22 protein-coding genes are annotated in these 25028 nt (G+C 71.2%); 10 read left to right on the top strand and 12 right to left on the bottom strand.

From position 1 onward, the window contains the following. Window positions 1-14 precede the first annotated feature (14 nt). The gene (locus tag ACZ4WV_RS02150) at window positions 15-1214 is read left to right on the top strand and encodes a glycoside hydrolase family 113 (protein ID WP_465741872.1); all 1200 of its coding nucleotides are present in this window, start codon (window positions 15-17) and stop codon (window positions 1212-1214) included. A gap of 31 nt (window positions 1215-1245) precedes the next feature. Here ACZ4WV_RS02150 and ACZ4WV_RS02155 read toward each other — a convergent pair whose 3' ends face one another. Both ACZ4WV_RS02155 and ACZ4WV_RS02160 read right to left on the bottom strand, forming a co-directional pair. Continuing rightward, window positions 1246-3420: an acyltransferase family protein gene (locus ACZ4WV_RS02155; protein ID WP_465741874.1), complete on the bottom strand. Its 2175-nt coding sequence runs from the start codon at window positions 3418-3420 to the stop codon at window positions 1246-1248. Between the two features lie 191 nt (window positions 3421-3611). Beyond that, a complete protein-coding gene (locus ACZ4WV_RS02160; protein ID WP_465741876.1) occupies window positions 3612-4106 on the bottom strand; it encodes a GNAT family N-acetyltransferase in 495 nt (164 codons plus the stop codon). A gap of 400 nt (window positions 4107-4506) precedes the next feature. Between ACZ4WV_RS02160 and ACZ4WV_RS02165 the strand changes: the two genes are divergently transcribed. Next, window positions 4507-5457: a helix-turn-helix domain-containing protein gene (locus ACZ4WV_RS02165; RefSeq protein WP_465741878.1), complete on the top strand. Its 951-nt coding sequence runs from the start codon at window positions 4507-4509 to the stop codon at window positions 5455-5457. Window positions 5458-5556: 99 nt separating this feature from the next. Here the strand turns inward: ACZ4WV_RS02165 and ACZ4WV_RS02170 are convergent, their stop codons facing one another. From ACZ4WV_RS02170 to ACZ4WV_RS02185, 4 genes are all read right to left on the bottom strand, one after another. Continuing rightward, window positions 5557-6342 carry a histidine phosphatase family protein gene (locus ACZ4WV_RS02170; RefSeq protein ID WP_465741880.1) on the bottom strand — a complete coding sequence of 262 codons (786 nt, stop codon included), beginning with the start codon at window positions 6340-6342 and terminating at the stop codon, window positions 5557-5559. A gap of 155 nt (window positions 6343-6497) precedes the next feature. Further along, window positions 6498-8108, bottom strand: coding sequence for a monocarboxylate uptake permease MctP (gene mctP / locus ACZ4WV_RS02175; RefSeq protein WP_465741881.1), 1611 nt, complete (start codon window positions 8106-8108; stop codon window positions 6498-6500). Next, window positions 8105-8368 (bottom strand): DUF3311 domain-containing protein, encoded by a 264-nt coding sequence (locus tag ACZ4WV_RS02180; RefSeq protein ID WP_465741883.1) that lies wholly within the window; start codon window positions 8366-8368, stop codon window positions 8105-8107. Before ACZ4WV_RS02180 ends, mctP begins: the two co-directional genes overlap by 4 nt. A 283-nt stretch (window positions 8369-8651) precedes the next feature. After that, window positions 8652-9440 (bottom strand): GntR family transcriptional regulator, encoded by a 789-nt coding sequence (locus ACZ4WV_RS02185; RefSeq protein ID WP_465741885.1) that lies wholly within the window; start codon window positions 9438-9440, stop codon window positions 8652-8654. Between the two features lie 336 nt (window positions 9441-9776). Between ACZ4WV_RS02185 and ACZ4WV_RS02190 the strand changes: the two genes are divergently transcribed. The 7 genes from ACZ4WV_RS02190 (at window position 9777) to ACZ4WV_RS02220 (ending at window position 19596) form a co-directional block, all read left to right on the top strand. Beyond that, entirely contained in the window at window positions 9777-11063 is a 1287-nt protein-coding gene (locus tag ACZ4WV_RS02190; RefSeq protein WP_465741886.1) for an extracellular solute-binding protein, read from the top strand. Window positions 11064-11152: 89 nt separating this feature from the next. After that, complete coding sequence (locus tag ACZ4WV_RS02195; protein ID WP_465741889.1) at window positions 11153-12181, top strand: carbohydrate ABC transporter permease; 1029 nt, start codon at window positions 11153-11155, stop codon at window positions 12179-12181. Beyond that, window positions 12178-13005: a carbohydrate ABC transporter permease gene (locus ACZ4WV_RS02200; RefSeq protein WP_465741891.1), complete on the top strand. Its 828-nt coding sequence runs from the start codon at window positions 12178-12180 to the stop codon at window positions 13003-13005. The genes ACZ4WV_RS02195 and ACZ4WV_RS02200 overlap by 4 nt, the downstream gene beginning before the upstream one ends. A 5-nt stretch (window positions 13006-13010) precedes the next feature. After that, a complete protein-coding gene (locus ACZ4WV_RS02205; RefSeq protein WP_465741893.1) occupies window positions 13011-14564 on the top strand; it encodes a glycoside hydrolase family 3 protein in 1554 nt (517 codons plus the stop codon). A gap of 389 nt (window positions 14565-14953) precedes the next feature. Continuing rightward, complete coding sequence (locus tag ACZ4WV_RS02210; RefSeq protein WP_465741895.1) at window positions 14954-16264, top strand: extracellular solute-binding protein; 1311 nt, start codon at window positions 14954-14956, stop codon at window positions 16262-16264. A gap of 275 nt (window positions 16265-16539) precedes the next feature. Continuing rightward, window positions 16540-17598 carry an SIS domain-containing protein gene (locus tag ACZ4WV_RS02215; protein ID WP_465741897.1) on the top strand — a complete coding sequence of 353 codons (1059 nt, stop codon included), beginning with the start codon at window positions 16540-16542 and terminating at the stop codon, window positions 17596-17598. 477 nt (window positions 17599-18075) lie between these two features. Then, window positions 18076-19596, top strand: a complete 1521-nt coding sequence (locus tag ACZ4WV_RS02220; protein WP_465741899.1) for a sensor histidine kinase — start codon at window positions 18076-18078, stop codon at window positions 19594-19596. Between the two features lie 515 nt (window positions 19597-20111). Here ACZ4WV_RS02220 and ACZ4WV_RS02225 read toward each other — a convergent pair. Together ACZ4WV_RS02225 and ACZ4WV_RS02230 are read right to left on the bottom strand one after the other, a co-directional pair. Next, window positions 20112-20363, bottom strand: coding sequence for a WhiB family transcriptional regulator (locus tag ACZ4WV_RS02225; RefSeq protein WP_014138019.1), 252 nt, complete (start codon window positions 20361-20363; stop codon window positions 20112-20114). Between the two features lie 368 nt (window positions 20364-20731). Further along, window positions 20732-21703, bottom strand: a complete 972-nt coding sequence (locus ACZ4WV_RS02230) for a diacylglycerol/lipid kinase family protein (RefSeq protein WP_465741901.1) — start codon at window positions 21701-21703, stop codon at window positions 20732-20734. 50 nt (window positions 21704-21753) lie between these two features. Between ACZ4WV_RS02230 and ACZ4WV_RS02235 the strand changes: the two genes are divergently transcribed. Beyond that, the gene (locus ACZ4WV_RS02235) at window positions 21754-22170 is read left to right on the top strand and encodes a hypothetical protein (protein WP_465741902.1); all 417 of its coding nucleotides are present in this window, start codon (window positions 21754-21756) and stop codon (window positions 22168-22170) included. 69 nt (window positions 22171-22239) lie between these two features. Here the strand turns inward: ACZ4WV_RS02235 and ACZ4WV_RS02240 are convergent, their stop codons facing one another. The 4 genes from ACZ4WV_RS02240 to ACZ4WV_RS02255 all read right to left on the bottom strand — a co-directional run bounded on the left by ACZ4WV_RS02240 (window position 22240) and on the right by ACZ4WV_RS02255 (window position 24937). Beyond that, window positions 22240-23118, bottom strand: a complete 879-nt coding sequence (locus tag ACZ4WV_RS02240; protein ID WP_465742166.1) for an RNA polymerase sigma factor SigF — start codon at window positions 23116-23118, stop codon at window positions 22240-22242. Window positions 23119-23386: 268 nt separating this feature from the next. Further along, a complete protein-coding gene (locus ACZ4WV_RS02245) occupies window positions 23387-23797 on the bottom strand; it encodes an ATP-binding protein (RefSeq protein WP_465741904.1) in 411 nt (136 codons plus the stop codon). A gap of 270 nt (window positions 23798-24067) precedes the next feature. Beyond that, on the bottom strand, window positions 24068-24544 hold the full coding sequence (locus tag ACZ4WV_RS02250) for a GNAT family N-acetyltransferase (protein WP_465741906.1): 477 nt from the start codon (window positions 24542-24544) through the stop codon (window positions 24068-24070). 9 nt (window positions 24545-24553) lie between these two features. Further along, window positions 24554-24937 carry a nuclear transport factor 2 family protein gene (locus tag ACZ4WV_RS02255; protein ID WP_465741908.1) on the bottom strand — a complete coding sequence of 128 codons (384 nt, stop codon included), beginning with the start codon at window positions 24935-24937 and terminating at the stop codon, window positions 24554-24556. Window positions 24938-25028 lie beyond the last annotated feature (91 nt).

Here is a 25028-nt window from a genome sequence, read left to right on the forward strand (position 1 = left end):
CGGAAAACACGACTGTGAAACGCCCCGCGATATTCGTCCTGCCGACCCTGGTGCTCGGCATCACCGTCGTCGTCCCGGTGGTCTGGGGTGACCACCCGATCAGGTTCGACCACCAGCGCCCCACCGAGGTGCACTGGGCCGGCGCCCCGACCGAGCAGGGCCGGGTCTGGGGCTTCGGCAAGGACGCGCCGTCGGTTCCCGCGGACACCGGCCCCAAGGTGACCCGCCCGTGGACCAAGGGCAGCCCCGAGTGGGGCGTGCAGGTGTACTGGCTGGACGACCCGGCGGACCCGGACAGCTACGTCCAGGGCAAGGTCGACCGCATCGTCAAGTACGTGGTCGGGCTGAACGCCAACTCCCTGTCGGTGACGTTCCCGTACTACACCACCGGCACCAAGTCGAACGCCGTCGCCGGCCGGCCGACCTCACCCAGCCCGGAGCGCCTCGCGCTGCTGCTCGACGCCGCCCACCGGGCCGGCCTGCGCACCACCGTGCGTCCGATCATGGACGAGGAGGTGTTCGACTACGTGCACACCCAGAAGTGGCGCGGCAACATCGCCCCGACCGACCGGGACGCCTGGTTCGCCAGCTACGCCACCTTCCTGGCGCCGTACCTGAAGACCGCGCAGGACCACTCGGCGGCCGAGTTCACCATCGGCACCGAGTTCAACTCGCTGGAGGGCGACCCGCACTGGCAGGGCCTGATCGACGAGGCCCGGAAGACCTTCCACGGCGAGCTGGTGTACGACGCGAACTTCGACAACTGGTCCAAGGGCCCGATCGCGGTACCGGCGGACGGGACGGGCGCGGACGCCTACCCCCCGGCGAAGAACGCCGACGACGACGCCCCGATCGCCGACCTCAAGGCCAGCTGGAACGCCTGGCTGGACAAGCGCGGCAAGGGCCCCCAGCCGACCACCAAGCTCACCGAGGTGGGCATCCCGGCGCAGAAGGGCGCGTACAAGACGCCCGGTGAGTACTACAAGAAGACCGAGCTGAACGAGGCCGTCCAGGCCACCTGGTTCACCGCGGTCTGCCAGGTGGCGCAGGAGCGCAAGCTGCGCGGGCTGTACTTCTGGTCGCTGTACTTCGGCATCGACCCGACCCTGCCGACCACCCCGGACACCCCGCGGATGGACTACGCCGGGCGCCCGGACTCCGAGAAGGCGATCCGCGACTGCTTCGCGCAGACGTACGAGGTCCCGCAGCAGTAGCCGGCGGCCGCGACGGCTCCGGCCCCGAGGGCTACGGCTGGGTCTCCGCCGGGTGGTCGCCGGTCCCGGCCGTCGCCCTGGCGATCGGCGTCCTGGACGGCTTGGCCGGGGTCGCCCGGCCCGTCGGCCGGGCGCTCGCGGCGGGCGTCGGGGCGGGCGTCGAGGTGGCCCTGGACGTGGGCGTCGGGGCGGCCGCCGGGGTCGGAGTGGCCGTGGCGGTCGGTGCCGGCTCCTGGCCCGGGTGGTCCGGCCGGGCCCCGGACAGCGCGTCCGCGATCTGCTTCTCCAGCCACGGGGTGACGAACCGCATGCCGGCCGGGGTGAGGTGCACCCCGTCGTTGGCGGGGGTGACCCGGTGGCCGTCCTTGTCCTTCCAGACGCAGGTGTCGTACGGGCAGTAGAAGGTGTCCAGGTCGAGCAGCGCGACGCTGCCGCCGGCGGACTTCACGAAGTCGCCGACCTGCTGGTTGTAGCAGGTGCCCCAGGTCTTGTTGATGGCGCCGTTCTCGACGCGCTCGTTCATCAGCAGCACCCGGGCACCGGGCGCGCCCCGGCGGACCTGCTCCACGGCCTGGGAGAGCTGGACGCGGTACCGGTTGCGGTAGTCCTCGTCGCAGGGGTTCAGCCAGGTGCCGTCCAGGTACTGTTCGGCGGCGTCCCAGCCGAGGTGGATCACGACGGCCCGGGGCGCGGCGGAGGCGAGGCGCTGGTCCCACTCGGCCGTCCGGTCCCGGCAGTCCGTACTCGTCTCGAACTCCGTCCCGGAGGTGGTGCGCACCTTGTCCGGGTCGAATACGCCACAGCCGCTGATCCCGCCGTCGACCACCCGGTAGCGGTCGCCGTGCCGGTACAGGCCGGTGGCGAGGTCCTGGGCGAAGGAGTCACCGAGGACCAGGACCACGGGCTTGCTGCTAGGCCCGGACTTCATCTCGTGGGTGACCCAGGCCGGCAGGTACCAGGCGCCGGTGGTGGCCACCGCGGCCGTGACGGCCAGCAGCGGCACGGCCGGGAAGGCGCGCCAGCGCAGCACCCGCAGCTTCTCGGTGGCGGTGTGCAGTAGCCAGGCCAGCACCCAGGAGACCGGTCCGCCGATCAGCAGCAGCTTCCGCGGCGATATGTCGTCGACGTAGTGCTGGAGCAGCCAGTACACCGGCAGGTGGAGCAGGTAGAGGCTGTAGGAGATGGTGCCGGTGAGCCGTACCGGGGGCAGCGACAGCAGCCACACCAGGGGGCCGCGGTCGTGGCAGAGCGAGGCGGTCAGGACGGCGGCGAGCGCCGCCACGAGCGCCAGCCCGCCCTGGTAGAGCCACGGTTGGTGGTAGGAGCTCACGGACAGGCTGGCCCAGATGAGGCCGCCGAGGGCCGCGGTGCCGACCAGGGTGGGCAGGACGGCGCCGCCCGACGGGCTCCGCCGGGGGCGGGCGCCGTCCGCGCCGTCGGCGGCCGCCGCGCGGACCCGGCGGCGCAGCCACAGGTAGACCCCGAAGGCGGCGGTGGCACCGGCCGCGAAGCCGACGGCCCGGGTCTCGGTGCCGAGGTAGAGGCGGTCGCTGTTGTCGCCGTCCCACATCAGCGGGGCGACGACGGCCGAGGCGGCGAACAGGACGGCGGTGGCGATGCCGGTGGCCCGCAGCGAGCGGTGGCACAGGCCGAAGACCATGAGCAGCAGCAGCGGCCAGACCGCGTAGAACTGCTCGGTGATGCTGAGCGACCACATGGCCGCCAGCGGGTCGATCGAGGCGAAGTGCTGCCAGTAGGCGTCGCCGCGGGACAGCTGGGCCCAGTTGGCGATCTGGGCGAGCGCGGCGAGTGCCTGCGGACGCAGGTCCTTGACGTCCCGTAGCGGACTGACCAGGGCGGACAGCCCGACCACCAGGATGACGGTGGCGAACAGACCGGGCAGCAGCCGCTTGGCGCGGCGACGGTAGAAGACGCCGAGCCGGATGCCGTCGGTGCGGTCCAGCTCGCGGATCAGCACCAGGGTGACCAGGAAGCCGGAGAGCACGAAGAAGACGTCCACGCCGAACAGGCCGTTCTGGAACCAGTCGGTGTGGTAGAGCAGCACGGAGGCGATCGCGACGCCGCGCAGCCCGTCCACCGCCTTGAAGCGGACCGAGGGCGGCAGCGGGCCGCGCGGCTCGGGGGCCGGCGCGGGGATGGCGTAGCGGCTGGTGGCGGGGGCTTGGACGCCCCGTGCTTCGCGCATGTCCTGCAGCGTCGGGCCGCTTCCGGGCGCGCCGAGACCGGGCCCGTCGTCCATGTGGTGCGTCCCCCCGGGTCGATCGATTGTCGCGACGTGTCAAAGACGTGTCTTGATCTGTGGTTTATATCAAAAGTCGTCTGTTGATCGTCCGCCGGTCACCGGGAAGGGGGCACCCGGTGATGTCCGCGGGGGCGTCAGAAGGCCATGGTGTAGACCATCAAGTCCATTCCCGGGTACGGCGCCCAGTCGCGGGCCGGGGTGCGCCGGAAGCCTATGCGCTCGTAGACGCGGTGGGCGGCGGTCATCTCCGGGCGGGTGGAGAAGGCCATGCCGGCCAGGCCGAGGTCGCGGCTGCGGGTGACGGTGGCGCGCACCAGGGCCTCGCCGACGCCGCGGCCGCGGGAGGCGGCGGCGGTGGCGAGCATCCGGATCTCGCCCTCCCGCGGGGTGGCGATGTCGGCCCACTCGGTGCCGCCGACGGCGAAGGTCACGCAGCCGAGGACCCGTTCGCCGGCCGCGTCGACGGCGACCAGGAGTTCGGCCTCCCGGGCGCGGCGTTCGGCGTTCCGCAGCAGGCCGACGTAGTCGCTCGTGGGCCGGGTGTAGCCGTCGCCGACGAAGGCCTCGACGGTGATCCGGCCGGCGTCTTCGAGGTCGCGCGGGAGGGCCTGGCGGATGAGGAAGTCCATCGGGCCAGTGTGCCGGAGCCGTGTGCCGTGCGGATCTCAGGGGTGGAGCGGACGGGGAGGGTGGCCGGGTCGGCGGAGGGGCGCAGGGAGGCGGCGGGCATGGTGCCGTACAGCCGGTCGGGGAGGGCGGGGTCGGCCGGGTAGCCGCCCGGGCGGTGGTGGTTGTCGCGGCCGGTGGCGGCGCCGCGGGAGAGTTCGCGGCCGATCAGGGTGCCGAGCAGGCCGAAACCGCCGACGGTGCCGGCCAGGGCGAGTGCGCTTGCGAGGGTGCCGGGTTCCATGGACACCACTGTGGCCGGGCGGGGCGGGTGCCCACGAGTGGCAGGAATGACCTTTTGCCGCGAAATCCTGCCACCGCGGGCCTTCCCCCCGCCCGGCCGTCCGGGGCATGCTGGGCGGCATGCTGAAGAACGTCGTCGCGGTGGTGTTGGAGGAGGTCCATCCCTTCGAACTGGGCGTGGCCTGTGAGGTGTTCGGCCTGGACCGTACCGCGGACGGCCTGCCCGGGTACGACTTCGCGGTGGCCGGCGCCCGACCAGGCCCGCACGCGACCCACTCGGGCTTCGCGGTGGACGTCCCGTACGGGCCCGAGCGGCTGGCCGGGGCGGACCTGGCGGTGGTGACGGCCTCCGGGATCCGTGAGCGGTACCCGGAGCCGCTGCTGGAGGCGCTGCGGGGGGTGGTGGCGAACGGCGGGCGGGTGCTGTCCATCTGCAGCGGCGCCTTCGTGCTGGGCGCCGCCGGGCTGCTGGACGGCCGCCGCTCGGCGACCCACTGGCGGCACAGCGAGCAGCTGGCCGAGCGGTTCCCGAAGACGGTGGTCGAACCGGACGTACTGTACGTCGACGACGACCCGGTGATCACCTCGGCGGGCACGGCGGCGGGCATCGACGCCTGCCTGCACCTGGTGCGCAAGGTGCAGGGGGCCGAGGTGGCGCGGGCGATCGCCCGCCGGATGGTGGTGGCGCCGCACCGGGAGGGCGGGCAGGCCCAGTTCGTGAACCGGCCGCTGCCCGAGGGGGACGGCGACTCGCTGGCACCGCTGCTCGACTGGATGCGCCACCACCTCGACGAGGAGGCCACCGTCGAGCAACTGGCCGCCCGGGCGCACATGTCGCCGCGCACCTTCGCCCGGCGCTTCCAGCAGGAGACCGGCACCACCCCGCACCGCTGGCTGACGGGGCAGCGGGTGCTGCTGGCCCAGCGGCTGCTGGAGTCGACCACCGAGTCGGTGGACGTGATCGCGGTGCGCTGCGGCTTCGGCAACGCGGCCGCCCTGCGGCACCACTTCGGACGCCGGCTGGGCACCACGCCGCTGGCGTACCGGCGCTGCTTCGCCGACGCCTGCTGATCGGTCGGCCCGCAAGCCCGTACGCGCCCGGAAGCCCGCAGCCCGCAGCCCGTAAGCCCGCAGCCCGTAAGCCCGCAGCCGGCCAGCCGGCCGTAGCCGTCAGCCGGCCAGGTGGTCCACGGCGTTCCAGCCGTCCGGCCGCAGCCGCCCCTCCTGGGCCCGCCACAGGCTGGTGGAGCAGTTGTGCACCGGCCCGAGCGCGGTGAGCTGCGCCTCGGTGAGGCGGTCCAGCGCGTAGCGCAGCATCAGCACGGTGCAGTCGTGGGCGACCAGCAGGACGGGCCGCCCGGCCTCCTCCTCGCAGAGGTCCCGCAGCAGGTTGCGCACCCGCAGCGCGACGTCGGCCCAGGACTCGCCACCGGGCGGGCGGTAGTACAGCTCGCCCATCTTGCGCCGCCGGGCCGCCTCCTCCGGGTACTTGGCCTCGATGGCGGCCTTCGGCAGCATCTCCAGGATGCCGAGCTCGCGGTCGCGCAGCCGCTCGTCGTAGCGGAGGGCCGGCGTGACGGGGACGGCGCCGAGGCCGCAGGCCTGGGCGATCGCGATCCGGGCGGTCTCGGCGGTGCGCACGTACGGCGAGCACCAGACGCTGCGCGGGCGGTCGGCGCCGGGCAGGGCGGCCCACCAGCGGCCGAGCGCCTGGGCCTGCTGCCGGCCGCGCCGCGACAGTGGGATGTCGGCGTCCCGGCAGCTGATCGGGACGCTGAGCGCGCCGACGGCCTCGGCCAGCTGGAACTCGACGTTGGCGGTGGATTCGCCGTGCCGGGTGGCGATCAGCACGGACGGCAGCCGGGTGGCCGCCGCCGGGCGGTGGGTGGTGACGTGGTGGTGCGGGCTCTGGGTGGACTGGTGTTGGCCGTTGAGGGTGGTACCGAGTTCTGCCATGGCCGCGAGCTCCCCGTGGGTCGATCAGGTTCCGGCCGGTCGCCGGTCCGGTCTGGTGGTGCCCAGCGTGCACGCCTGTTCATACATATGATCGCGCCGCCTCCTCCAGTGTTCACGGAGAAGGCGGCACGATCACAGGGCGCGCGCGGCGGCAATCAGTGCGCCGCTACGGGCTCCGGCGCGTTCTCGAGCTCGTCGTCGCCGGCCTCGGCGCTGTAGTCCGACGGCTTGGTCTCGTCCGGGCCGTCGGGCGCCTTGACCGCCCGCAGCACCAGGGTCAGCGCCACCGCGACGATCAGGTTGAGCGCGAAGGCGGTCAGGCCGATGTAGCCGATCTCGCCGATGCCGGGGATCTCGGCCGCGTTGCCGCCGAAGTGCTTGGTGGCCGGGCTGGCGATGCCGTACGTCTTCCAGGTGCCGTAGACCATGCCGGCCGCCCAGCCGGCGAACAGCGCCCAGTGGTGGAACCAGCGGGTGAACAGGCCGCCGACGATGGCCACGAAGGTCTGCAGGATCCACAGGCCGCCCAGCAGCTGGAGGTTGATCGCGGCCTGCTTGTCCATGCCGAGCACGAAGACCAGCGCGCCGACCTTGACCAGCAGCGAGACCAGCTTGGCGATCCGGGTCTCGTCGGCGGGGGTGGCGGCGGGCTTGAGCCACTCCTTGTAGACGTTGCGGGTGAACAGGTTGGCCGCGGCGATGGACATGATCGCGGCCGGCACCAGCGCGCCGATGCCGATCGCGGCGAAGGCCACGCCGGTGAACCAGTCCGGGAACATGTTCGCGAACAGCTGCGGCACCGAGAGCTGGGCGTTGTAGCCCTTGACGCCGCCGCCGACGCCCGCCGCGATCGCCATGAAGCCGAGCAGCGCCAGCAGGCCGAGCATCAGCGAGTAGGCGGGCATGATCGCCATGTTGCGGCGCACGGTGTTGCGGGACTTCGAGGCCAGCACGCCGGTCACCGAGTGCGGGTACATGAACAGCGCCATCGCCGAGCCGAGGCCCAGCGTCGCGTACGTCCACTGCTTGTTGTCGGGGACGGTCAGCGAGCCGGCCTTGGTCTGCTTGAAGTGGTCCGCGGCCGCGCTGAAGATGTGCCCGTAGCCGCCGAGGCGGATCGGGATGTAGATCACCGCGACGATGATCACGATGTAGACCAGGGCGTCCTTGACGAAGGCGATCAGCGCCGGGGCGCGCAGGCCGGAGGAGTAGGTGTAGGCGGCCAGCACGCCGAAGGCGATGAACAGCGGCAGGTCCTTGACGAACCAGTTGGCGTTCGCGCCGCCGCCGACCCCGAGCACGTCCAGCACCGCCTGGATGCCGACCAGTTGGAGGGCGATGTACGGCATGGTGGCCAGGATCCCGGTCAGCGCGACGACCAGGGACAGCGGCCGCGAGCCGTACCGGCCGCGGACGAAGTCGGCCGGGGTCACGTAGCCGTGCACCCGGGAGACCGACCAGAGCCGGGGGAGGAAGAGGAAGACCAGCGGGTAGGCGATGATCGTGTACGGCACCGCGAAGAAGCCCGCCGCGCCGGTCGCGTACACCGCCGCCGGGACGGCCACGAAGGTGTACGCGGTGTAGAGGTCGCCGCCGAGCAGGAACCACGTCACCCAGGTCCCGAAGCTGCGTCCGCCCAGGCCCCACTCGTCCAGGTGGGCCGCGTCGTCCGCGCGGCGCCAGCGGGAGGCGAGGAAGCCCATCGCGGTGACCAGGGCGAAGAACAGCACGAAGACCACGAGGGCCGGCACGTTGACGTCCTTCATCGCGCACCGCCCCGGCGGGCCGCGGCGCGGGCCTTCTCGTCCCGGTTGATCAGCAGGTACGCGGCGACGGTGAACACCGCCGAGACCGGCACCCAGAGCAGCTGGTACCAGTAGAAGAACGGCATCCCGGCCACCGCCGGGTCGTTCTTGTCGTACGAGGACACCCAGAGCATCGCCACGATCGGCACGAGCAGGGCGAGCCCGGCCAGGACCCGTTCGGGGGTCACCGCCGGGACGGACCGCCCGGCTGGCTCGGGCATGACAGGTTTGCTGGGGGCTTGGTCAGACGGCATCTTCGGCTCCGCTCCGGAGGGTTCCCCGTCGGCGCCGCAGCCCCGGGAGCCGTCGCGCACCCCCGTGAGCCCGCCGAGCAGCACCATCGGTGATCGGCAGTCAGTACGGCTGCGCAATCTAGGGCATGGAGTGATCCATGTCACCGGAATTGGCGCAACTTTCCGCTATCCGGACAGGAGCGGGCACCGGCGTGCGGGTCGCGCGCGCCGGTGCCCGAGGTGCGTAGGGGGCGTGAAGCGGAGGGTTCGCCTACTCCGGCCGCTTCAGCCGGGTGATGAACTTGTAGCGGTCGCCGCGGTAGATCGACCGCACCCACTCGACCGGCTCCCCCTCGGCGTCGAAGGAGTGCCGGGACAGCTGGAGCATCGGCAGGCCGAGGTCGGAGCCCAGCAGCCCGGCCTCGCGCGGGTCGGCCAGGGTGGTCTCGATGGTCTCCTCGGCCTCGGCCACGGTGACCCCGTAGACCTCGCGCAGCGCCGCGTACAGCGAGTTGTGCTTGGCGAGGTTGCGCCGCAGGGCGGGGAAGCGCTTGGCGGACAGGTGGGCGACCTCGATCGCCATCGGATCGCCGTTGGCCAGCCGCAGCCGCTCGATCCGCAGCACCCGGCCACCCGGCTTGATGTCGAGCAGCGGGGCGAGCCGGTCGTCGGCGGTGATGTAGCCGATCTCGATCAGCCGGGAGGTGGGCTCCAGGCCCTGGGCGCGCATGTCCTCGGTGTAGGAGGTGAGTTGCAGGGCCTGGGCGACCTTGGGCTTTGCCACGAAGGTGCCCTTGCCCTGGATGCGCTCCAGCCTGCCCTCGACGACCAGTTCCTGCAGGGCCTGGCGGACGGTGGTGCGCGAGGTGTCGAACTGGGCGGCCAGGGCGCGCTCGGGCGGGACCGGGGTGCCGGCGGGCTGGGTCTCGGTCAGCTGGAGGAGGTGGCGCTTGAGGCCGTAGTACTTGGGGACGCGCGCGGTCGGGTCGGCGCCGGGCGCCGGGAGGTTGTTCACCTCGGGGTCGTCGACCTGGGCGGTGGTTCCCCCGTCGCTGCTCATCGGACCGTTCTCCCGCTTCTCGCGGAGCCCTTTACAGCCCCGCCACATCGTTAACGGCTCACATCGTTGCATGTATGGCTACGGAACGAATACCTCATCACGCGATGAACGATGTGCGGTGTCGGCTTGATAACGGGTGGTCGGGATCGGTCGAACAGCCGTTGACAGGCCCATTGGTCTAGGCCAAGCTCCAGGCATCTGGTCTACACCACTAGGCCGGTAACGATGAATCCCCCCACCCGTTCGAAGGGGTCCGCGGCACCTTTCCTCCCGCTTCGCGTGGGCCTGCCGCTGCCGCCCGACGGGGGTAACCCAGGCATCCCTCAGGAGGATGGCGTGAAGCGTCAGCTCATCGCGGCGGTCGGCGTCGCAGCAATGGTCGTCGGCCTGGCGGCTTGCGGCTCGGACGGCAAGAAGGACGGCGACTCGAAGTCGTCCTCCGCCTCGGCCGCCGACAAGTACAAGGGCAAGACGCTCAAGGTGTGGACCATGACCGGCTCGGCCCCCAAGGGCTGGACCGACGCGGTCAAGACCGAGTTCGAGACCACCTACCCGGGTTCGAAGGTCGACTTCCAGACCCAGGAGTGGACCGACATCGGTCCGAAGATCACCGCCGCGCTCTCCGAGGGTTCGGTCGACGTCCTGGAGGTCGGCAACACCCAGACCGCCGGCTACGCCGCCTCGGGCGGTCTGCTGGACATCACCAAGGACAAGTCCGCCCTGGGCGGCGACAGCTGGGCCGCCAACCAGAACGAGGCCGCGATCCTGGACGGCAAGCAGTACGCCGCCCCGTGGTGGGTCTCCAACCGCGTGGTCGCCTACAACAAGGACCTGTGGGCCAAGGCCGGCCTGACCGACGCCCCGAAGACCCTGGACGAGTTCTACGCCGACCTGGACAAGCTGAAGGCCACCCCGGGCGTCACCGACCCGATCTACCTCCCGGGCCAGGAGTGGTACACCTACTTCGGTCTGCTCACCGGTGAGGGCGGCAAGATCGCCAAGAAGGACGGCGACAAGTGGGTCGGCGGCCTGTCCTCGCCCGAGGCGCAGAAGGCCTTCGAGACCTACAAGAAGCTCCAGGGCTACTCCGCCACCGGCCCGAAGGACAAGGACGAGGCCACCCCGCAGCAGAAGGACGTCTTCGGCAAGGGTGACGTCGGCACCATGATCGCCCTCGGCTGGGAGCTGCCGGACGAGAAGACCATGGCCAAGGACAAGATCGGCTTCTTCCCGCTCCCGGGCAAGACCGCCGACAAGCCCTCCGGCGTCTTCCTCGGCGGTTCGAACCTCGCGATCGCCTCGCAGAGCAAGAACACCGACATGGCGAAGGACTTCCTGAAGATCGCCCTCGACGACAAGAACGAGGGTCTGGTCGCCGCCGCCGGGAACATCCCGAACAAGGCCGCGCTGAACAGCCAGCTCGCCGGTGACTTCGCGAAGGCCGCCCAGTCGGCCGCCGCCGTCGGCGGGATCACCCCGAACACCCCGAACTGGGCCAGCGTCGAGAACAAGCCGAACCCGATCAAGGACTTCCTGACCGCCGCCCTGCAGGGCGGCGACTACGCGGCCACCGCGAAGAAGTACGACGACGAGATCGCCAAGCGGCTCAACGAGAAGCAGTAAGCATCGAGCGGCGTCGCTCACCGGCCCCCGGCGGGGGGCCGGTGGGCGACGCCCGTCCGTCGTGGCCGGGTTGTGAGGAAGTGAGAACGATGGCTGTGCATTCGGAGCGGGTGCAGACACGGTCCCCGGAGCCAGGGGAGGCCGTTGTGGCCGGTAATGACACCAGTGCCGCCGGCGGCGGGGCCGAGGGCGCCGCGCCGAAGCGCACCAGATCCGCGAGCGGACCGGGCCTGGGCACGCGCCTCGCCCCTTACCTGCTGCTGCTGCCGGCCGTCGCGGCGACCATCCTGCTGCTGGGCTGGCCGCTGCTGAAGACCGTCCTGCTGTCGTTCCAGAACCTCAACCGGCGCCAGCTGGTCCTGCACCTGACCGAGTGGACCGGCTTCGACAACTACAAGGAGCAGCTGACCGACCCGGAGTTCTGGGCGGTCACCGGGCGCACCGTCGTCTTCACCCTGGTCAACGTGGTGCTGATCATGGTCGGCGGCACCCTGATCGGCCTGCTGCTCAACCACCTGGGCAAGAAGATGCGCCTGGCGCTGTCGATCGCGCTGCTGATGGCCTGGGCCATGCCGGTGGTCGCCGCGACCACCGTCTACACCTGGCTGTTCGACGAGCAGTGGGGCGTCGTCAACTGGTTCCTGGACCAGCTGGGCTGGCACTCGATGGCGCACTACAACTGGATGAGCGACGAGTACTCGACCTTCTTCGTCGTCATCCTGCTGATCGTCTGGATGTCGATCCCCTTCGTGGCGTTCAACATGTACGCCGGTCTGACGACGATTCCCAGGGAGCTGTACGAGGCCGCCCGGATGGACGGCGCCGGCTCCCGGAAGATCTTCAGCGCGGTGATCTTCCCCAACCTGAAGCCGTTCTTCCTGGCCACGACCTTCCTCGAAGTCATCTGGGTGTTCAAGTCCTTCACCCAGGTCTACGCGATCAACGGCGGCGGCCCCGAGAAGCTCACCCGGACCCTGCCCGTCCACGCCTTCCTGGAGGGCTCGGGCAGCCAGCACTACGGCGTCGGCGCCGCGATCGCGGTGCTCACCATCCTGATGCTGGGCGTGCTGATGGCGTACTACTTCCGCATCATGATCAAGCAGGAGGACGAGCTGTGAGGCGCTCTCTCTTCGGACGTACCTGGCCGAACGTGATCGCGGTCGTCCTCATCGTCTTCTTCATCTTCCCCGTCTACTGGATGATCGCGACCGCGTTCAAGCAGGACCGCGACATCATCAGCAAGACGCCGGTCTTCATCCCCTTCGACGGGACCTTCCAGCACTTCACCACCGCGGTGAACGCCCCGGACTTCTGGACGTACACCACCAACAGCATCACCGTCACCGTCGGCGCGGTGCTGATCTCGCTGGTGATCGCGACCCTGGCGTCCTTCGCGATCGCCCGGATGAGGTTCCGCGGCCGCAAGACCTTCGTCCTGGTGATCATGATGGCGCAGATGGCGCCCTGGGAGGTCATGACCATCGGGGCGTACATCATCTCCCGGGACAACGACCTGCTGAACAGCCTGCTGCCGCTGACCCTCTTCTACATGATGATGATCCTGCCCTTCACCATCTGGACGCTGCGCGGCTTCATCGCCGCCGTGCCCAAGGAGCTGGAGGAGTCGGCCATGGTCGACGGCTGCACCCGCACCCAGGCCTTCGTGAAGGTGATCTTCCCGCTGCTGGCCCCCGGGCTGATGTCGACCTCGCTGTTCGGCTTCATCACGGCGTGGAACGAGTTCCCGCTCGTGCTGTGGCTGAACAAGGAGCAGGGCAAGACCCTGCCGCTATGGCTGTCCTCCTTCAAGACGGCCTTCGGCAACGACTGGGGCGCCACCATGGCGGCCTCCACGATGTTCGCCATCCCCGTGCTGATCCTGTTCATCTTCCTGCAGCGCAAGGCGGTCGGCGGTCTCACCGACGGCGCCGTGAAGGGCTGAGCCACGTGAGCATCCTCGTTCCCACCGCCCCGGACAGCGACCAGCTGCACCGCGACGCCCTGACCGTCCTGCAGCCCGGCTTCGTCGGCACCGAGCCGCCGGCCTGGCTGCGCCGCCACCTGGCCGCCGGTCTCGGCTCGGTCGCCCTGTTCGACCGCAACGTGGTCGATCTCGACCAGCTCTCCGCGCTCACCCGCGCGCTGCGCGCGGAGAACCCCGACCTGCTGATCGCCATCGACGAGGAGAGCGGCGACGTCACCCGGCTGGAGGCGGGCTCCGGCTCCTCCTGGCCCGGCAACCTCGCGCTCGGGGCGATCGACGACCCGGCGCTCACCCGGGACGTGGCCCGCGAGCTGGGCCGGGCGCTGGCCGCGGCCGGCGTCAACTACAACTGGGCGCCCACCGCCGACGTCAACTCCAACCCGCGCAACCCGGTGATCGGCGTCCGGTCCTTCGGCGCCGACCCCGAGCTGTGCGCCCGGCACACCGCCGCCTGGGTGGAGGGCCTGCAGTCGGCCGGCGTGGCCGCCTGCTCCAAGCACTTCCCCGGCCACGGCGACACCGCCGTGGACTCCCACCACGGCCTGCCGGTCATCGACGTCGACCTGGACGTGCTGCGCGCCCGCGACCTGGTGCCGTTCCAGGCCGCCATCGCGGCCGGCACCAAGGCCGTGATGACCGCCCACATCATGATCCCGGCGCTGGACCCGAAGCTGCCGGCCACCCTGAGCCCGACGGTGCTGCGCGACCTGCTGCGGGCCGCCCCGGCCGACGGCGGCCTCGGCTACCAGGGCCTGATCGTCAGCGACGCGATCGAGATGGGGGCCATCGCCGACACCTTCGGGATGGGCGAGGGCACCGTGCTGGCCCTGGCGGCCGGCGCCGACGCGATCTGCGTCGGCGGCGGGCTGGCCGACGAGGAGACGGTGCTGATGCTGCGCGACGCCATCGTGGCGGGCGTGCGCTCCGGCAAGCTCACCGAGGAGCGGCTCGCCGACGCGGCCGACCGGGTCCGGGCGCTGGGCAGCTGGGGCCGGATCGCGGCCCAGGGCGAGCGGGCGGAGCCGGACCTCGCGGTCGGCCTGCGAGCCGCGCGCCGGGCGCTGAGGGTGGTCCGGGCGCCGGGCCGCGAGGTGCTGCCGGTGAGCGAACGCCCGTACGTGGCCTCGTTCTCGGACGAGCCGAACATCGCGGTCGGAGACGTCACCCCCTGGGGCGTGGCCGGGATGCTGGCCGACCGCTTCCCCGGCACCCGCACCCGTGAGGTGGCGGCCGCCGAGGCCGCCCCGGAGCTGCTGGACGCCCTGGTCGCCGAGCTGGTGGCCGGCGCCGAGGGCCGCCGCCTGGTGCTGGTGGTCCGGGACGCGCACCGGCACGCCTGGATGTCCGCCGCGCTCGGTCGGCTGGTGGCAGCCCGGCCGGACGCCGCGGTGGTGGAGATGGGGCTGCCCCAGTCGGAGCCGATCGGCGCGCTGCACATCTCCACCCACGGCGCGGCCCGGGTCTGCGGGCTGGCGGCCGTGGAGGTGCTCACCGGGCAGCCGGGAGCGATCGGCTGAACCGACGGACGAGACGTCACCGGCCGGGCCGGGAGGCGTCGGCCGACGGGCCCGTCATGCGCGTGTCGCATGACGGGCCCGTTCCGTTTCCGCTCCCTCAAGCAGGGCTTAAATCCCCCTTAAGTCCCACCGAGGGTGACGGCCCGGCGACTGATCGCCACGCGGTACAACGGCTCTGCAACGGCCGTGGTGGCAAGGCCTGTTGGCCGTTGACACCACACTTGGTCTAGGCCAGAGTCCATGCATCCGGTTCTGACGTGGACGTCGCCGGATGTGGTATCGCGCCCTCCTCGAAGCTCTTCGCCGTCCCGCCCGGACTCTCCGCCGCGGGCGCCAATCACGCTGTCGGCGGGCATCACCGTTCTTGAACACCCTCGGAGGATGGCGTGATGAAGCGTCAGCTCGTGTCCGCGCTCGCGATCGCCGCCCTGGCGGCCGCATTGACGGCCTGTTCCTCGTCCGGCTCGCCCTCGGCGGACGGCAAGGGCTCCTCCGCCGACCCGAAGTCCGCCACCGGCACCGTGACCGTCTGGCTGATGGACGACGCCCAGAAGAACTGGCCCGACCTCGTGCAGCGGGTCGACGACGAGTTCGCGGCGAAGTACCCGGGCGTCAGCCTCAAGCTGGTCTACCAGGGCTGGGCCGACAAGGTCGGCAAGCTCGACAAGGCCCTCGCCGACGGCAGCGCCCCCGACGTGGTCGAGCTCGGCAACACCGAGACCATGAAGTACGTGCTCTCCGGCGCCCTCGCCCCGGTCGACCGCACCACCTTCGACAACTCCGACAGCTGGATCAAGGCGCTCGCCAACACCTGCACCTACCAGGACAAGCTGTGGTGCGTGCCGTACTACGCCGGCGCCCGGGTCGCCATCTACAACTCCGCCACCTTCCAACAGGCCACCGGCAGCGCGGACTTCCCCAGGACGGAGAGCGACCTGCTGGCCGCGCTGGACCGGATCGCGGACCGGAACAAGTCCGACCGGACCTTCTCACCGCTGTACCTGCCCGGCCCGTACTGGTACGCCGCGATGAGCTACGTCGCCGCGTACGGCGGCAGCATCGCCAAGTTCGACAGCTCCGGCAACTGGCACGGCACCCTGCACGACCCCAAGTCCCAGCAGGGCATCGGCCACTTCGCCGACCTGGTGCGCAAGTACAACAAGGGCGACCTGACGGTGAACGAGCAGAACCAGTTCGAGTCGATGGCCCGCGGGCACGCCGCCGCCTTCTACGGCAACGGCTTCGAGGCGGCCAGCGTGACCGCGCCCGTCACCGGCGACCCGAGCCTCAAGGACGCCGTCAAGGTGGCCACCATGCCCGGCCCGGACGGCAAGCCGCTGCCCACCTTCATCGGCGGCTCCGACCTCGCGGTCACCGCCAAGTCCCCGCAGGTGGCGCCGGCCACCGACTGGATCCGGATGTTCACCAGCGCCAAGTCCGAGCAGGCGCTGGCCGACAAGGACATCCTCCCGAACAACCTCACCCAGCTGAACCCGCTGCGGAACAAGGCCACCACCGCCGCAGCCGCCAACGCCGTCCCGGACGCCTGGTTCACCCCGCTGGCCCCCGGCTGGGGCGCGGTGGAGAAGCAGAAGATCATCCCGGACATGCTGGCCGCGATCCTCAAGGGCAAGTCCGTGGACCAGGCCACCAGGGACGCCGACGCCGCGATCGACCAGCTGATCAACAACGCTTCCTGACACCGGAACGCCGTCGCCGGCCGCCCCCCCGCACGCCCCCCCCGCACGCTCCCGCCGAACCGTCGCGAGGACCGCGCGGCGGGGAGGTTCAGGGGTGCTGGGCCGCGGCCGCCCTCGTAAGATTGCGCCAGCAAACCAGGACCAGAGGAAACCAGGAAACCGGAACCAGAGGAATCCAGGACAGACGCAGCGAGTGTGCGGACTCGCCGCCGTAGAGGTCCCCGTCGGGCGACCGCCCGGGCGGGGTCGACCCATCTCATCGGAGGCACACCCAGATGTCCGACCCGCAGACTGTTTCCGTTCCCGGCCGGATCATGGCGGCGGAGATGGCCGAGCAGCCGGCCGTCCTGCGGCGCATCCTCGACGAGGGGGCGCCGAAGATCCGCGCGATCGCGGGCGCGATCGCCGCCCGCAGCCCCCGCTTCGTCCTGCTGACCGCGCGCGGCACGTCCGACAACGCGGCGCTCTACGCCAAGTACCTGATCGAGATCCTGCTCGGCAAGCCGGCCGGCCTGACCTCGATGTCCACCACCACCGCCTACGGCGCCAAGCCGGACCTCACCGACGTCCTGGTGATCACCGTCAGCCAGTCCGGCGGCTCGCCCGACCTGGTCGCCTCCACCAAGGCCGCCCGCGAGGCCGGGGCGATCACCCTCGCGGTCACCAACAACCCCGACTCGCCGCTGGCCGAGGTCTCCGAGTTCCACATCGACGTGCTGGCCGGACCGGAGAAGGCACTTCCGGCCACCAAGACGTACACCGCCGAGCTGCTGGCGCTCTACCTGCTGGTCGAGGGGCTGCGCGGCGGGGACGGCTCGGCCGCCGCCGGGCTGCCGGCCCTGGCCGCCGGGGTACTGGAGCGGCAGTCCGAGGTGAGGGCGCTGGCCGAGCGCTACCGCTTCGCCCAGCGCCTGGTCATCACCTCGCGCGGCTACGGCTACCCGACGGCCCGCGAGGCGGCGCTCAAGCTGATGGAGACGACGTACATCCCGGCCAGCCCGTTCTCCGGCGCCGACCTGTTGCACGGTCCGCTGGCCATGGTGGACAACGTCTCACCGGTCATCGCGATCGTCCCGGACGGCAAGGGCGGCGAGGCCCTGCAGCCGGTGCTGGACCGGCTGCGCGGGCGCGGTGCGGACCTCGTGGTGATCGGCCAGCAGGCCCAGGTGGACGCCGCCTCGGCGGGCTTCGCGCTGCCGCCCGGCGTGCCCGAGGAGGTCCAGCCGATCCTGGAGATCCTGCCGCTGCAGCAGCTGGCCTACGAGGTGACCATCGCCCGGGGCCAGGACCCGGACGCCCCGCGCGCCCTGGCCAAGGTCACCGAGACCCACTGACGGCCGCGCGCGAACCGGCTCCCCGTCCACAGGCTGTGGACGGGGAGCCGGTCGCCTGAGCGGCGGGACATGGTCCGGAGAAGGGGAGGAACCGCGGGGAGGGGCCCGGGCAGCACTACGGGCCACGGCGCCGACACGGGACCCTCAACCCGTGCGGCACCGCAGCCCGGAGCTGTCGTCGGGCACCGGGGTCGGGCGAGGACTGTGCGGGGTCCTCGCTCGGCGGCGTCCGACCGAGGAGGGGCCGCGCGCGGTCAGGGCAGTTGCGCGGTGGCCTCTCCTTGGTGCCCTTTCATTGTGGACTAGACCAATCTGAGTTGTCCAGGCCGGCCCGAAAATTGGTCTAAACAACCCGCCGGATGCGAACGGGCCCCGCTCTGGCCCGCCCGGAACCCCTGGCCCGCAGCCGCCGGCCCGCTCCCGGCCGGCCGCCGGTCCGCCGCGCCCGCCCCCGAGCGGCGGCGCTACCCTCGCCATGTGCCCTCGCTGAACGAACTCGTCCGCCGCCACACCACCCTCACCGGGGCCGACGTGGAATGGCTCCACATGCTGGTCTCGGAGTGGCAGCTGCTCTCCGACCTCTCCTTCGCCGACCTGGTGCTGTGGATCCCCACCTGGGACGGCATCCGCTACGTCTCGGTGGCGCAGATGCGGCCCAACACCGGCCCCACCTCCTACCAGGACGACATGGTCGGCCACCTCGTCCCGCGCGGCCGCCGCCCGCTGCTGGACGCCGCCTTCGACGAGGGGCGGATCGTGCGCGAGGGCGACCCGGAGTGGCGCGAGGAGGTCCCGGTCCGGGTCGAGTCCATCCCGGTCCGGCGCGAGGGCAAGGTGCTCGGGGTGATCGCCCGCAACACCAACCTGCTGACCGTCCGCACCCCCAGCCGGCTGGAGCTCACCTACCTGCAGAGCGCCTCCGACCTGGCCCAGATGATCGCCGCCGGCAGCTTCCCGTTCCCGGGCGTCGAGCAGGCCGACATGGACGCCGCGCCCCGGGTCGGCGACGGCCTGATCCGGCTGGACGCGGACGGCATCGTCACCTACGCCAGCCCGAACGCCCTCTCCGCCTACCACCGGCTCGGCCTCACCACCGACCTGGTCGGCAGCCACCTCGGCCGGGCCACCGCCGACCTCGTCCCGCCGTCCCGCTCGGCCGTCCACGAGGCGCTGGTGAAGCTGGCCAGCGGCTGGGCCCCCCGGCAGACCGAAGTGGAGGCGCAGGGCGGAGTGGTGACGGTGCGCGCCATCCCGCTCAAGCCCAAGGGCACGCTGACCGGTTCCCTGGTGCTCTGCCGGGACGTCACCGAGCTGCGCCGCCGCGACCGCGAACTGATGACCAAGGACGCCACCATCCGGGAGATCCACCACCGGGTGAAGAACAACCTGCAGACCGTCGCCGCCCTGCTGCGGCTGCAGTCCCGCCGGATGGAGTCGGAGTCCGGCCGGGCCGCGCTGGACGAGGCGGTGCGCCGGGTCGGCTCCATCGCGATCGTGCACGAGACGCTCTCGCAGGGGCTGGACGAGCGGGTGGCCTTCGACGAGATCGCCGACCGGGTGCTGGCGATGGTGATGGAGCTGTCCCAGGACGGCCGGGTGGCGACCCGCCGGAGCGGGAGCTTCGGCATCCTGTCCGCCGAGGTGGCGACCCCGCTGTCGATGGTGCTGACCGAACTGCTGCAGAACGCCCTGGAGCACGCGTTCGGCCCGACGGCCTCCGGGAACCTGGAGGTGAGCGCCCTCCGCGGCCGGGCCCCGGCGACCGGGATGGGCTGGTCGGACAGCTGGAACGGCGGCGCCCCGCCGGAGGAGTACCTGCTGATCACCGTCCAGGACGACGGCCGCGGCATGCCGGAGGGGTTCGACCCGAAGACGGCGGGGAACCTCGGTCTGCAGATCGTCCGGACGCTGGCCACCGGGGAGCTCGGCGGGACGTTCGACATGGTGGCCGGCCCGAACGGCGGCACCAAGGTGATCCTGGAGATCCCCGTCCGCTGAGGCACCCGGGTGCGTGGCAGGGGCGTGCATTCGGCGTAAGCGCCGGGTGGCCACTGCGCGCGCCCGGCGCCCGCGGCGGGGAACCGGACGAAAACACGCTGGACACGCGGACAGGCCGGACGGGCGACGCGGGCCGAGACAGGCGGGGGCGGCCGGACACGGGCGGAGACAGCCGGAGCCGGGCGGAGACAGAAACGAGGCCCTGTCGACCGGGGGGGGTGGGTCGACAGGGCCTCTCAACCCGTTCCGGCCGTCGGGGGGAGTCGGCCGGAACGGGGGCTCTGGGTGGTGCGACACTGGGGCCGGTGCGTTGCACACGGTGAGCGCCTCAGCTCCACGATATTGCTCTAAGTGAACAGTATCAAGTGGCTGGACGGTCCGGTGTCGCGGAGCCTCGCCAGGCAAGGCACTTGGTGCGGAAGGCTTCACCAGGAGGTGCAGGGAAGCCTTTGATCATGTGTTGATCGGTACTGCGGTTGGTGCTACTGCTACGGCGTGTGATCAGGCGGAGCTGATCAGGCGGTGCGGGCGCGGTTGCGGGCGGCACGGCGCTTCATCGCGCGACGCTCGTCCTCGCTCATACCGCCCCAGACGCCGGCGTCCTGACCGGTCTCGAGAGCCCACTGGAGGCACTGCTCCATCACCGGACAGCGGCGGCACACGGCCTTGGCTTCCTCGATCTGCAGCAGAGCAGGACCGGTGTTCCCGATCGGGAAGAACAGCTCCGGGTCCTCTTCGCGGCAGACAGCGCGGTGGCGCCAGTCCATGGTCGTCCAACTCCTCCTGCCGCGGGGGTGGACCCGATCGGCATAATCGAATGGCTTGTGAATGTGAACGCTTTCACGAATCCCACAACAGCAAAAGAGACCAAAGGCCCACCGGGCCCGGGTGGTCTGCGCTAGGGGGATTCGGCGATTCGAGGGACACTCCGCGGTCGGCGCTCCTGTGGTTCCGGAGGTGCCGTCGCTGCGATGTGTCCCGATCGCCATGTAGAGGTTCGCAAACCTCGGGCTCGGATACAACCCCCTTCGGGGAGGAATTTTTGATTCTTCGGTGTCGCCTAGCTCACAGCCAGTACTTCTATGGAGTGAAGGGGGCTTGTGCGTTCGAGAACAAGGGCGAAGCCCCCTTCCGGTCACACAATCACACGCAGTGCCCGCCGTACGCCTGTGAAACTGACCCGCCTCCGGTCTCCAAGATGGTCCCCGTCGACCTGGAAGGGGGCGGGTTCCTGCGAAACCAAGGTGAAGTGCCTGACGTCGTGATAGGAGACGACGTGCTTTCCGGACGGGCCGGCGGGCGGGGCGCCATCGCTCGAAGGCGCGTGCGACCGCAGGATCTGACGGACCGTTCGAGCGGTTCCGAACGCCGTCATCAGGGTGATGCCGAAGACGTCGAGATCCGTGTCGAAGGAGGCGAGGGGCGAGGGGTAGACCGGACGGTTGCCGAGGAACGTCCAGGGCGAGGTGTTGCTGACTATCGCCAGGACGAGGCCCGGCACGGCCTGGCGGCCCGGTAGTTCCAGGGTCACCGGGCCTTTTCGGCGTTGCTCACGCTGGGTGAAGTAGTGCCGGACCGCCTGCCCGACGTACAGGGCGTGGGTGGACTTCCGCCCGGCCCGGCGCTGCTCCTCGACGCGGCCGACCACCCCGGCGTCGAAGCCGAGGCCGGCAGTGAAGGTGAACCAGCGGTCCGGCAGCCCCTCGGTCATCGCCTTGCCCAGCCCGATCGGCCGTTCGCGGCCGTGCTCCAACGCGTCCAGCAGGGCGCCGGTGGCCTCCACCGGATCGTTGGGCAGACCCAGCGCGCGGGCGAACACATTGGTCGAACCGCCCGGCACCACGGCCAGTCGCGGGACCTTCTCGCCCGGGCCGTGCGCCAGCAGCCCGTTCACCACCTCGTTGACCGTGCCGTCGCCGCCCAGGGCCACCACCAGGTCGACCGTGCCGTCCTGCGCCGCCTCGCGGGCCAGGTCGCGCGCGTGGCCCCGGTACTTGGTCTCGGCGACCTCCAGCTTGAGGTCGCTGCGCAGCGCGTGGATCAGTACGTCCCTGGTCCGGCCACTGGTGGTGGTGGCCTTGTGGTTCACGACCAGGAGAGCGCGCATGGGGAAAGCCTACGGGTCGGTACGGACCAGGCGGCGGCTACCCTGCTGGAGTGACCGCAGAAACCCCCGCCCCCGCACCCGCCCGCCCGGTTCCGCTCACCCTGGGCGCCGTCATCACCGCCCTGGAGGGCGCCGCGCTGGCCGTCGTCGGCATCTCGGACATGGTGTCCGCGGTGTCCGGCCAGGCCAAGCAGCTGGCCCTGAACGAGTTCGGCGGCCTGGTCATCGTCCTGCTCGGCGTGCTGCCGGTCCTGGCCGCCCGGGCGCTGCTCAAGGAGCGCCGCTGGGGCCGCAGCCCGGCCGTGCTGACCAACTCGATCTGCCTGCCGGTCGCCTACTACATGGTGCAGAGCGGCGGCGCGATGATCGCGGTCGGCGCGGTGGTGGGCCTGCTCGGCCTGGTGGGCATCGGCGCGCTGCTGAACCCGAAGTCGACGGCGGCCCTGTACGCCCAGCACGAGGGCTGAGCACACAGGGCCGCCGGGGTCCTGGCGGGCCGGGCGGCCGCGGCAGCGGGAGCTGAGCGGCCGTCAGTCCTACTCCTCCACGAGGAGCTTCTCCCGCAGCTGGGCGAGGGTCCGCGCCAGCAGCCGGGACACGTGCATCTGGGAGATCCCCACCTCGGCGGCGATCTGCGACTGGGTCATGTTCCGGAAGAACCGCAGCACCAGGATCTTCTGCTCGCGGGGCGGCAGTTGGGCCAGCAGCGGCTTGAGCGACTCGCGGTACTCGACGCCCTCCAGCGCCTCGTCGGTGGCGCCCAGGGTGTCCGCCACGGCCGGCGACTCGTCGTCGCTGTCCGGGACGTCCAGGGACAGCGTGGAGTACGCGTTGGCGGACTCCAGGCCCTCCAGGACGTCCTCCTCGGAGATCCCCAGGTGCTCGGCCAGCTCGTGCACCGTGGGGGAGCGGCCGTGCCGCTGGGAGAGCTCGCTGGTCGCCGTGGTGAGCGACAGCCGCAGCTCCTGGAGGCGGCGCGGGACGCGCACCGCCCAGCCCTTGTCGCGGAAGTGCCGTTTGATCTCGCCGACGATGGTCGGCGTCGCGTAGGTCGAGAACTCGACCCCGCGCTCGTGGTCGAAGCGGTCCACCGACTTGATCAGCCCGATGGTGGCGACCTGGGTGAGGTCGTCCAGCGGCTCGCCGCGGTTGCGGAAGCGCCGGGCCAGGTGCTCGACCAGCGGGATGTGCATCCGCACCAGCTGGTTGCGCAGCTCGACGCGCTCCGGGGAGCCGTCGGGCAGCGCGGACAGTCGGACGAACAGCGCGCGGGCGGCCTCCCGGTCCGGGGCGCCGGTGCGGTGCGAGACCTGGGCGGGCACGGCGCCGTGCAGCTCCACCGCCCCGTCCGCCGGGTCCGGCGGGGGCGCGGAGGCGGGCGTCGGCTCAGACGTCGGCTCGGTCGGGTGGCTCATCCGGTGGGCGTCCTTCGGGTGCGCTTCGTCGTTGGCGGCGAGGCCGGGAACGCTCGCCTGGGTCGGTACGGCAGGGCCCGCCGTCGCGAGGCCGGTACGGTCCAGATCACTCACGGCCATTCCCCCGTTCCGTTCCGGGAGCGCCGGGGCCGTCGGCCCCGGCATCGTCTCGTTGGTCGTACCGCATGGGAGCGGTACCGGGAACCGCCCGCCGAGCCCCCGGTGGGGGAGCGGCGGACGGCCCTTGCAGGGTGCTGCTCGGGGCCGGCTAGTGGGCGGTGGAGCCGCCGCGCTTCTTGTGCAGGCTGATCGAGACCGTCTTGTCCTCGCCGACCGAGGAGTCGACCTCACCGGCCAGTGCGGAGAGCACCGTCCAGGCGAAGGTGTCCCGTTCGGGCGCCTTGCCGTCCGTGGTGGGAGCGGAGACCGTCACCTTCAACGAGTCGCCGACCAGGCGGAACTCGCAGGACAGCACGGACCCGGGCACCGCCTGCTGGAGCAGGATGGCGCAGGCCTCGTCCACCGCGATCCGCAGGTCCTCGATCTCGTCGAGGGTGAAGTCCAACCGGGCCGCAAGCCCGGCGGTCGCTGTCCGCAGCACGGAGAGGTAAGCCCCCGCCGCGGGCAGCCGGACCTCCACGAAGTCCTGAACTCCGAGATCGCTGTCGATCTGGGACACCCTTGCCTCCTGGGTGACGCGCTGTGCTTGGTTGGTACCTGTGCTACCCGTAGAGGGGCGCCTTGCCACCCCTCGAAGGGCGGCGCCGATGCCGCTGGTCCGCCTTCGCTGCGTGTGCTCCGCACCCCGGTGCGAGAGTTACTCATGGTAAGGCATTGCGACGCTGGGTGGCAGGGGCTTTTCCCGTACTCAGCGGTCGGATCAGCGACTTCTCACCGTCTTCTCAGCGACTTCCCGGACGCTGCCGCGCCGGAAGCCGGCTCCGGACGTTCAACGGCCGGCGGCGGCGGTCAACGCCTCGCCGGTGAGCCGGTAGACGGTCCACTCGTCCATCGGCACCGCGCCGAGCGACTTGTAGAAGTCGATCGAGGGCTGGTTCCAGTCCAGCACCGACCACTCCACCCGCGCGTAGCCGCGCTCGACGGCGATCCGCGCGAGCTCCAGCAGCAGCGCCTTGCCGTGGCCGCCGCCGCGGGCCTGCGGGCGGACGTACAGGTCCTCCAGGTAGATCCCGTGGGTGCCGCGCCAGGTCGAGAAGTTGAGGAACCAGACCGCGAAGCCGACCGGTTCGCCGGTGGCGTCGTCCTCGGCGATCAGGCCGAACAGCGCGGGGTTCGCGCCGAACAGGGCCTCACGCAGCTGCTCCTCGGTGGCCACCGCCTCCCGCGGCGCCTTCTCGTACTCCGCGAGTTCGCGGATCATGCTCAGGATGACGGGGACGTCGGTGACGACGGCGGTGCGGATCATGCCGCGAGCCTACTGCTCCGGCCCCGGCTCGTCCCAGGCCTGGACCGAGGTCTGGTCGACGATCCGGCCGTCCCGCAGGTCGGCCATCGAAGCCATCAGCACCCGCACGCCGTCGGGGTAGCGGCAGGACTCCAGGAAGGCGACGTGGTCCTCCTGGACGACCACCTGCTCCAGCTTGTGGGTCATCTCGCGGCCGTAGACGTCGTTCAGCATGGCACCGATCTCGTCCCGCCCGTGCATCACCAGGGGGTGGCTGGGCTGGGTCTTGCGGTCGACCACGCGCAGCTCCGCGTCCTCGGCGTACAGCGCCAGCAGGGCCTCGGCGTCGCAGCGCTCGATGCCTTCGCGCAGTGCCCGGGTGTCGAAGGCGGACGGCGCCGCCATGGTGGTCATGGTCTCGTTCCTCCGGTCGGTCCGTCGGCTCGTACTCCGAGCGTACGCCCGACCGGAGGGGTTCGACCGGGGCGGCAGCGGCCGGGCACAC

This window comes from Kitasatospora sp. NPDC029312 (assembly GCF_055569215.1).

What these genes read in the sequence shown, in the direction of transcription:
- ACZ4WV_RS02195 (WP_465741889.1), top strand. Translation starts at nt 11,153, where the DNA reads ATGGCTGTGCATTCGGAGCGGGTGCAGACACGGTCCCCGGAGCCAGGG.
- ACZ4WV_RS02155 (WP_465741874.1), bottom strand. Translation starts at nt 3,420, where the DNA reads ATGCGCGAAGCACGGGGCGTCCAAGCCCCCGCCACCAGCCGCTACGCC.
- ACZ4WV_RS02230 (WP_465741901.1), bottom strand. Translation starts at nt 21,703, where the DNA reads ATGCGCGCTCTCCTGGTCGTGAACCACAAGGCCACCACCACCAGTGGC.
- ACZ4WV_RS02225 (WP_014138019.1), bottom strand. Translation starts at nt 20,363, where the DNA reads ATGGACTGGCGCCACCGCGCTGTCTGCCGCGAAGAGGACCCGGAGCTG.
- ACZ4WV_RS02180 (WP_465741883.1), bottom strand. Translation starts at nt 8,368, where the DNA reads ATGCCCGAGCCAGCCGGGCGGTCCGTCCCGGCGGTGACCCCCGAACGG.
- ACZ4WV_RS02215 (WP_465741897.1), top strand. Translation starts at nt 16,540, where the DNA reads ATGTCCGACCCGCAGACTGTTTCCGTTCCCGGCCGGATCATGGCGGCG.
- ACZ4WV_RS02185 (WP_465741885.1), bottom strand. Translation starts at nt 9,440, where the DNA reads ATGAGCAGCGACGGGGGAACCACCGCCCAGGTCGACGACCCCGAGGTG.
- mctP (WP_465741881.1), bottom strand. Translation starts at nt 8,108, where the DNA reads ATGAAGGACGTCAACGTGCCGGCCCTCGTGGTCTTCGTGCTGTTCTTC.
- ACZ4WV_RS02170 (WP_465741880.1), bottom strand. Translation starts at nt 6,342, where the DNA reads ATGGCAGAACTCGGTACCACCCTCAACGGCCAACACCAGTCCACCCAG.
- ACZ4WV_RS02160 (WP_465741876.1), bottom strand. Translation starts at nt 4,106, where the DNA reads ATGGACTTCCTCATCCGCCAGGCCCTCCCGCGCGACCTCGAAGACGCC.
- ACZ4WV_RS02250 (WP_465741906.1), bottom strand. Translation starts at nt 24,544, where the DNA reads ATGATCCGCACCGCCGTCGTCACCGACGTCCCCGTCATCCTGAGCATG.
- ACZ4WV_RS02240 (WP_465742166.1), bottom strand. Translation starts at nt 23,118, where the DNA reads ATGAGCCACCCGACCGAGCCGACGTCTGAGCCGACGCCCGCCTCCGCG.
- ACZ4WV_RS02210 (WP_465741895.1), top strand. Translation starts at nt 14,954, where the DNA reads ATGAAGCGTCAGCTCGTGTCCGCGCTCGCGATCGCCGCCCTGGCGGCC.
- ACZ4WV_RS02165 (WP_465741878.1), top strand. Translation starts at nt 4,507, where the DNA reads ATGCTGAAGAACGTCGTCGCGGTGGTGTTGGAGGAGGTCCATCCCTTC.
- ACZ4WV_RS02255 (WP_465741908.1), bottom strand. Translation starts at nt 24,937, where the DNA reads ATGACCACCATGGCGGCGCCGTCCGCCTTCGACACCCGGGCACTGCGC.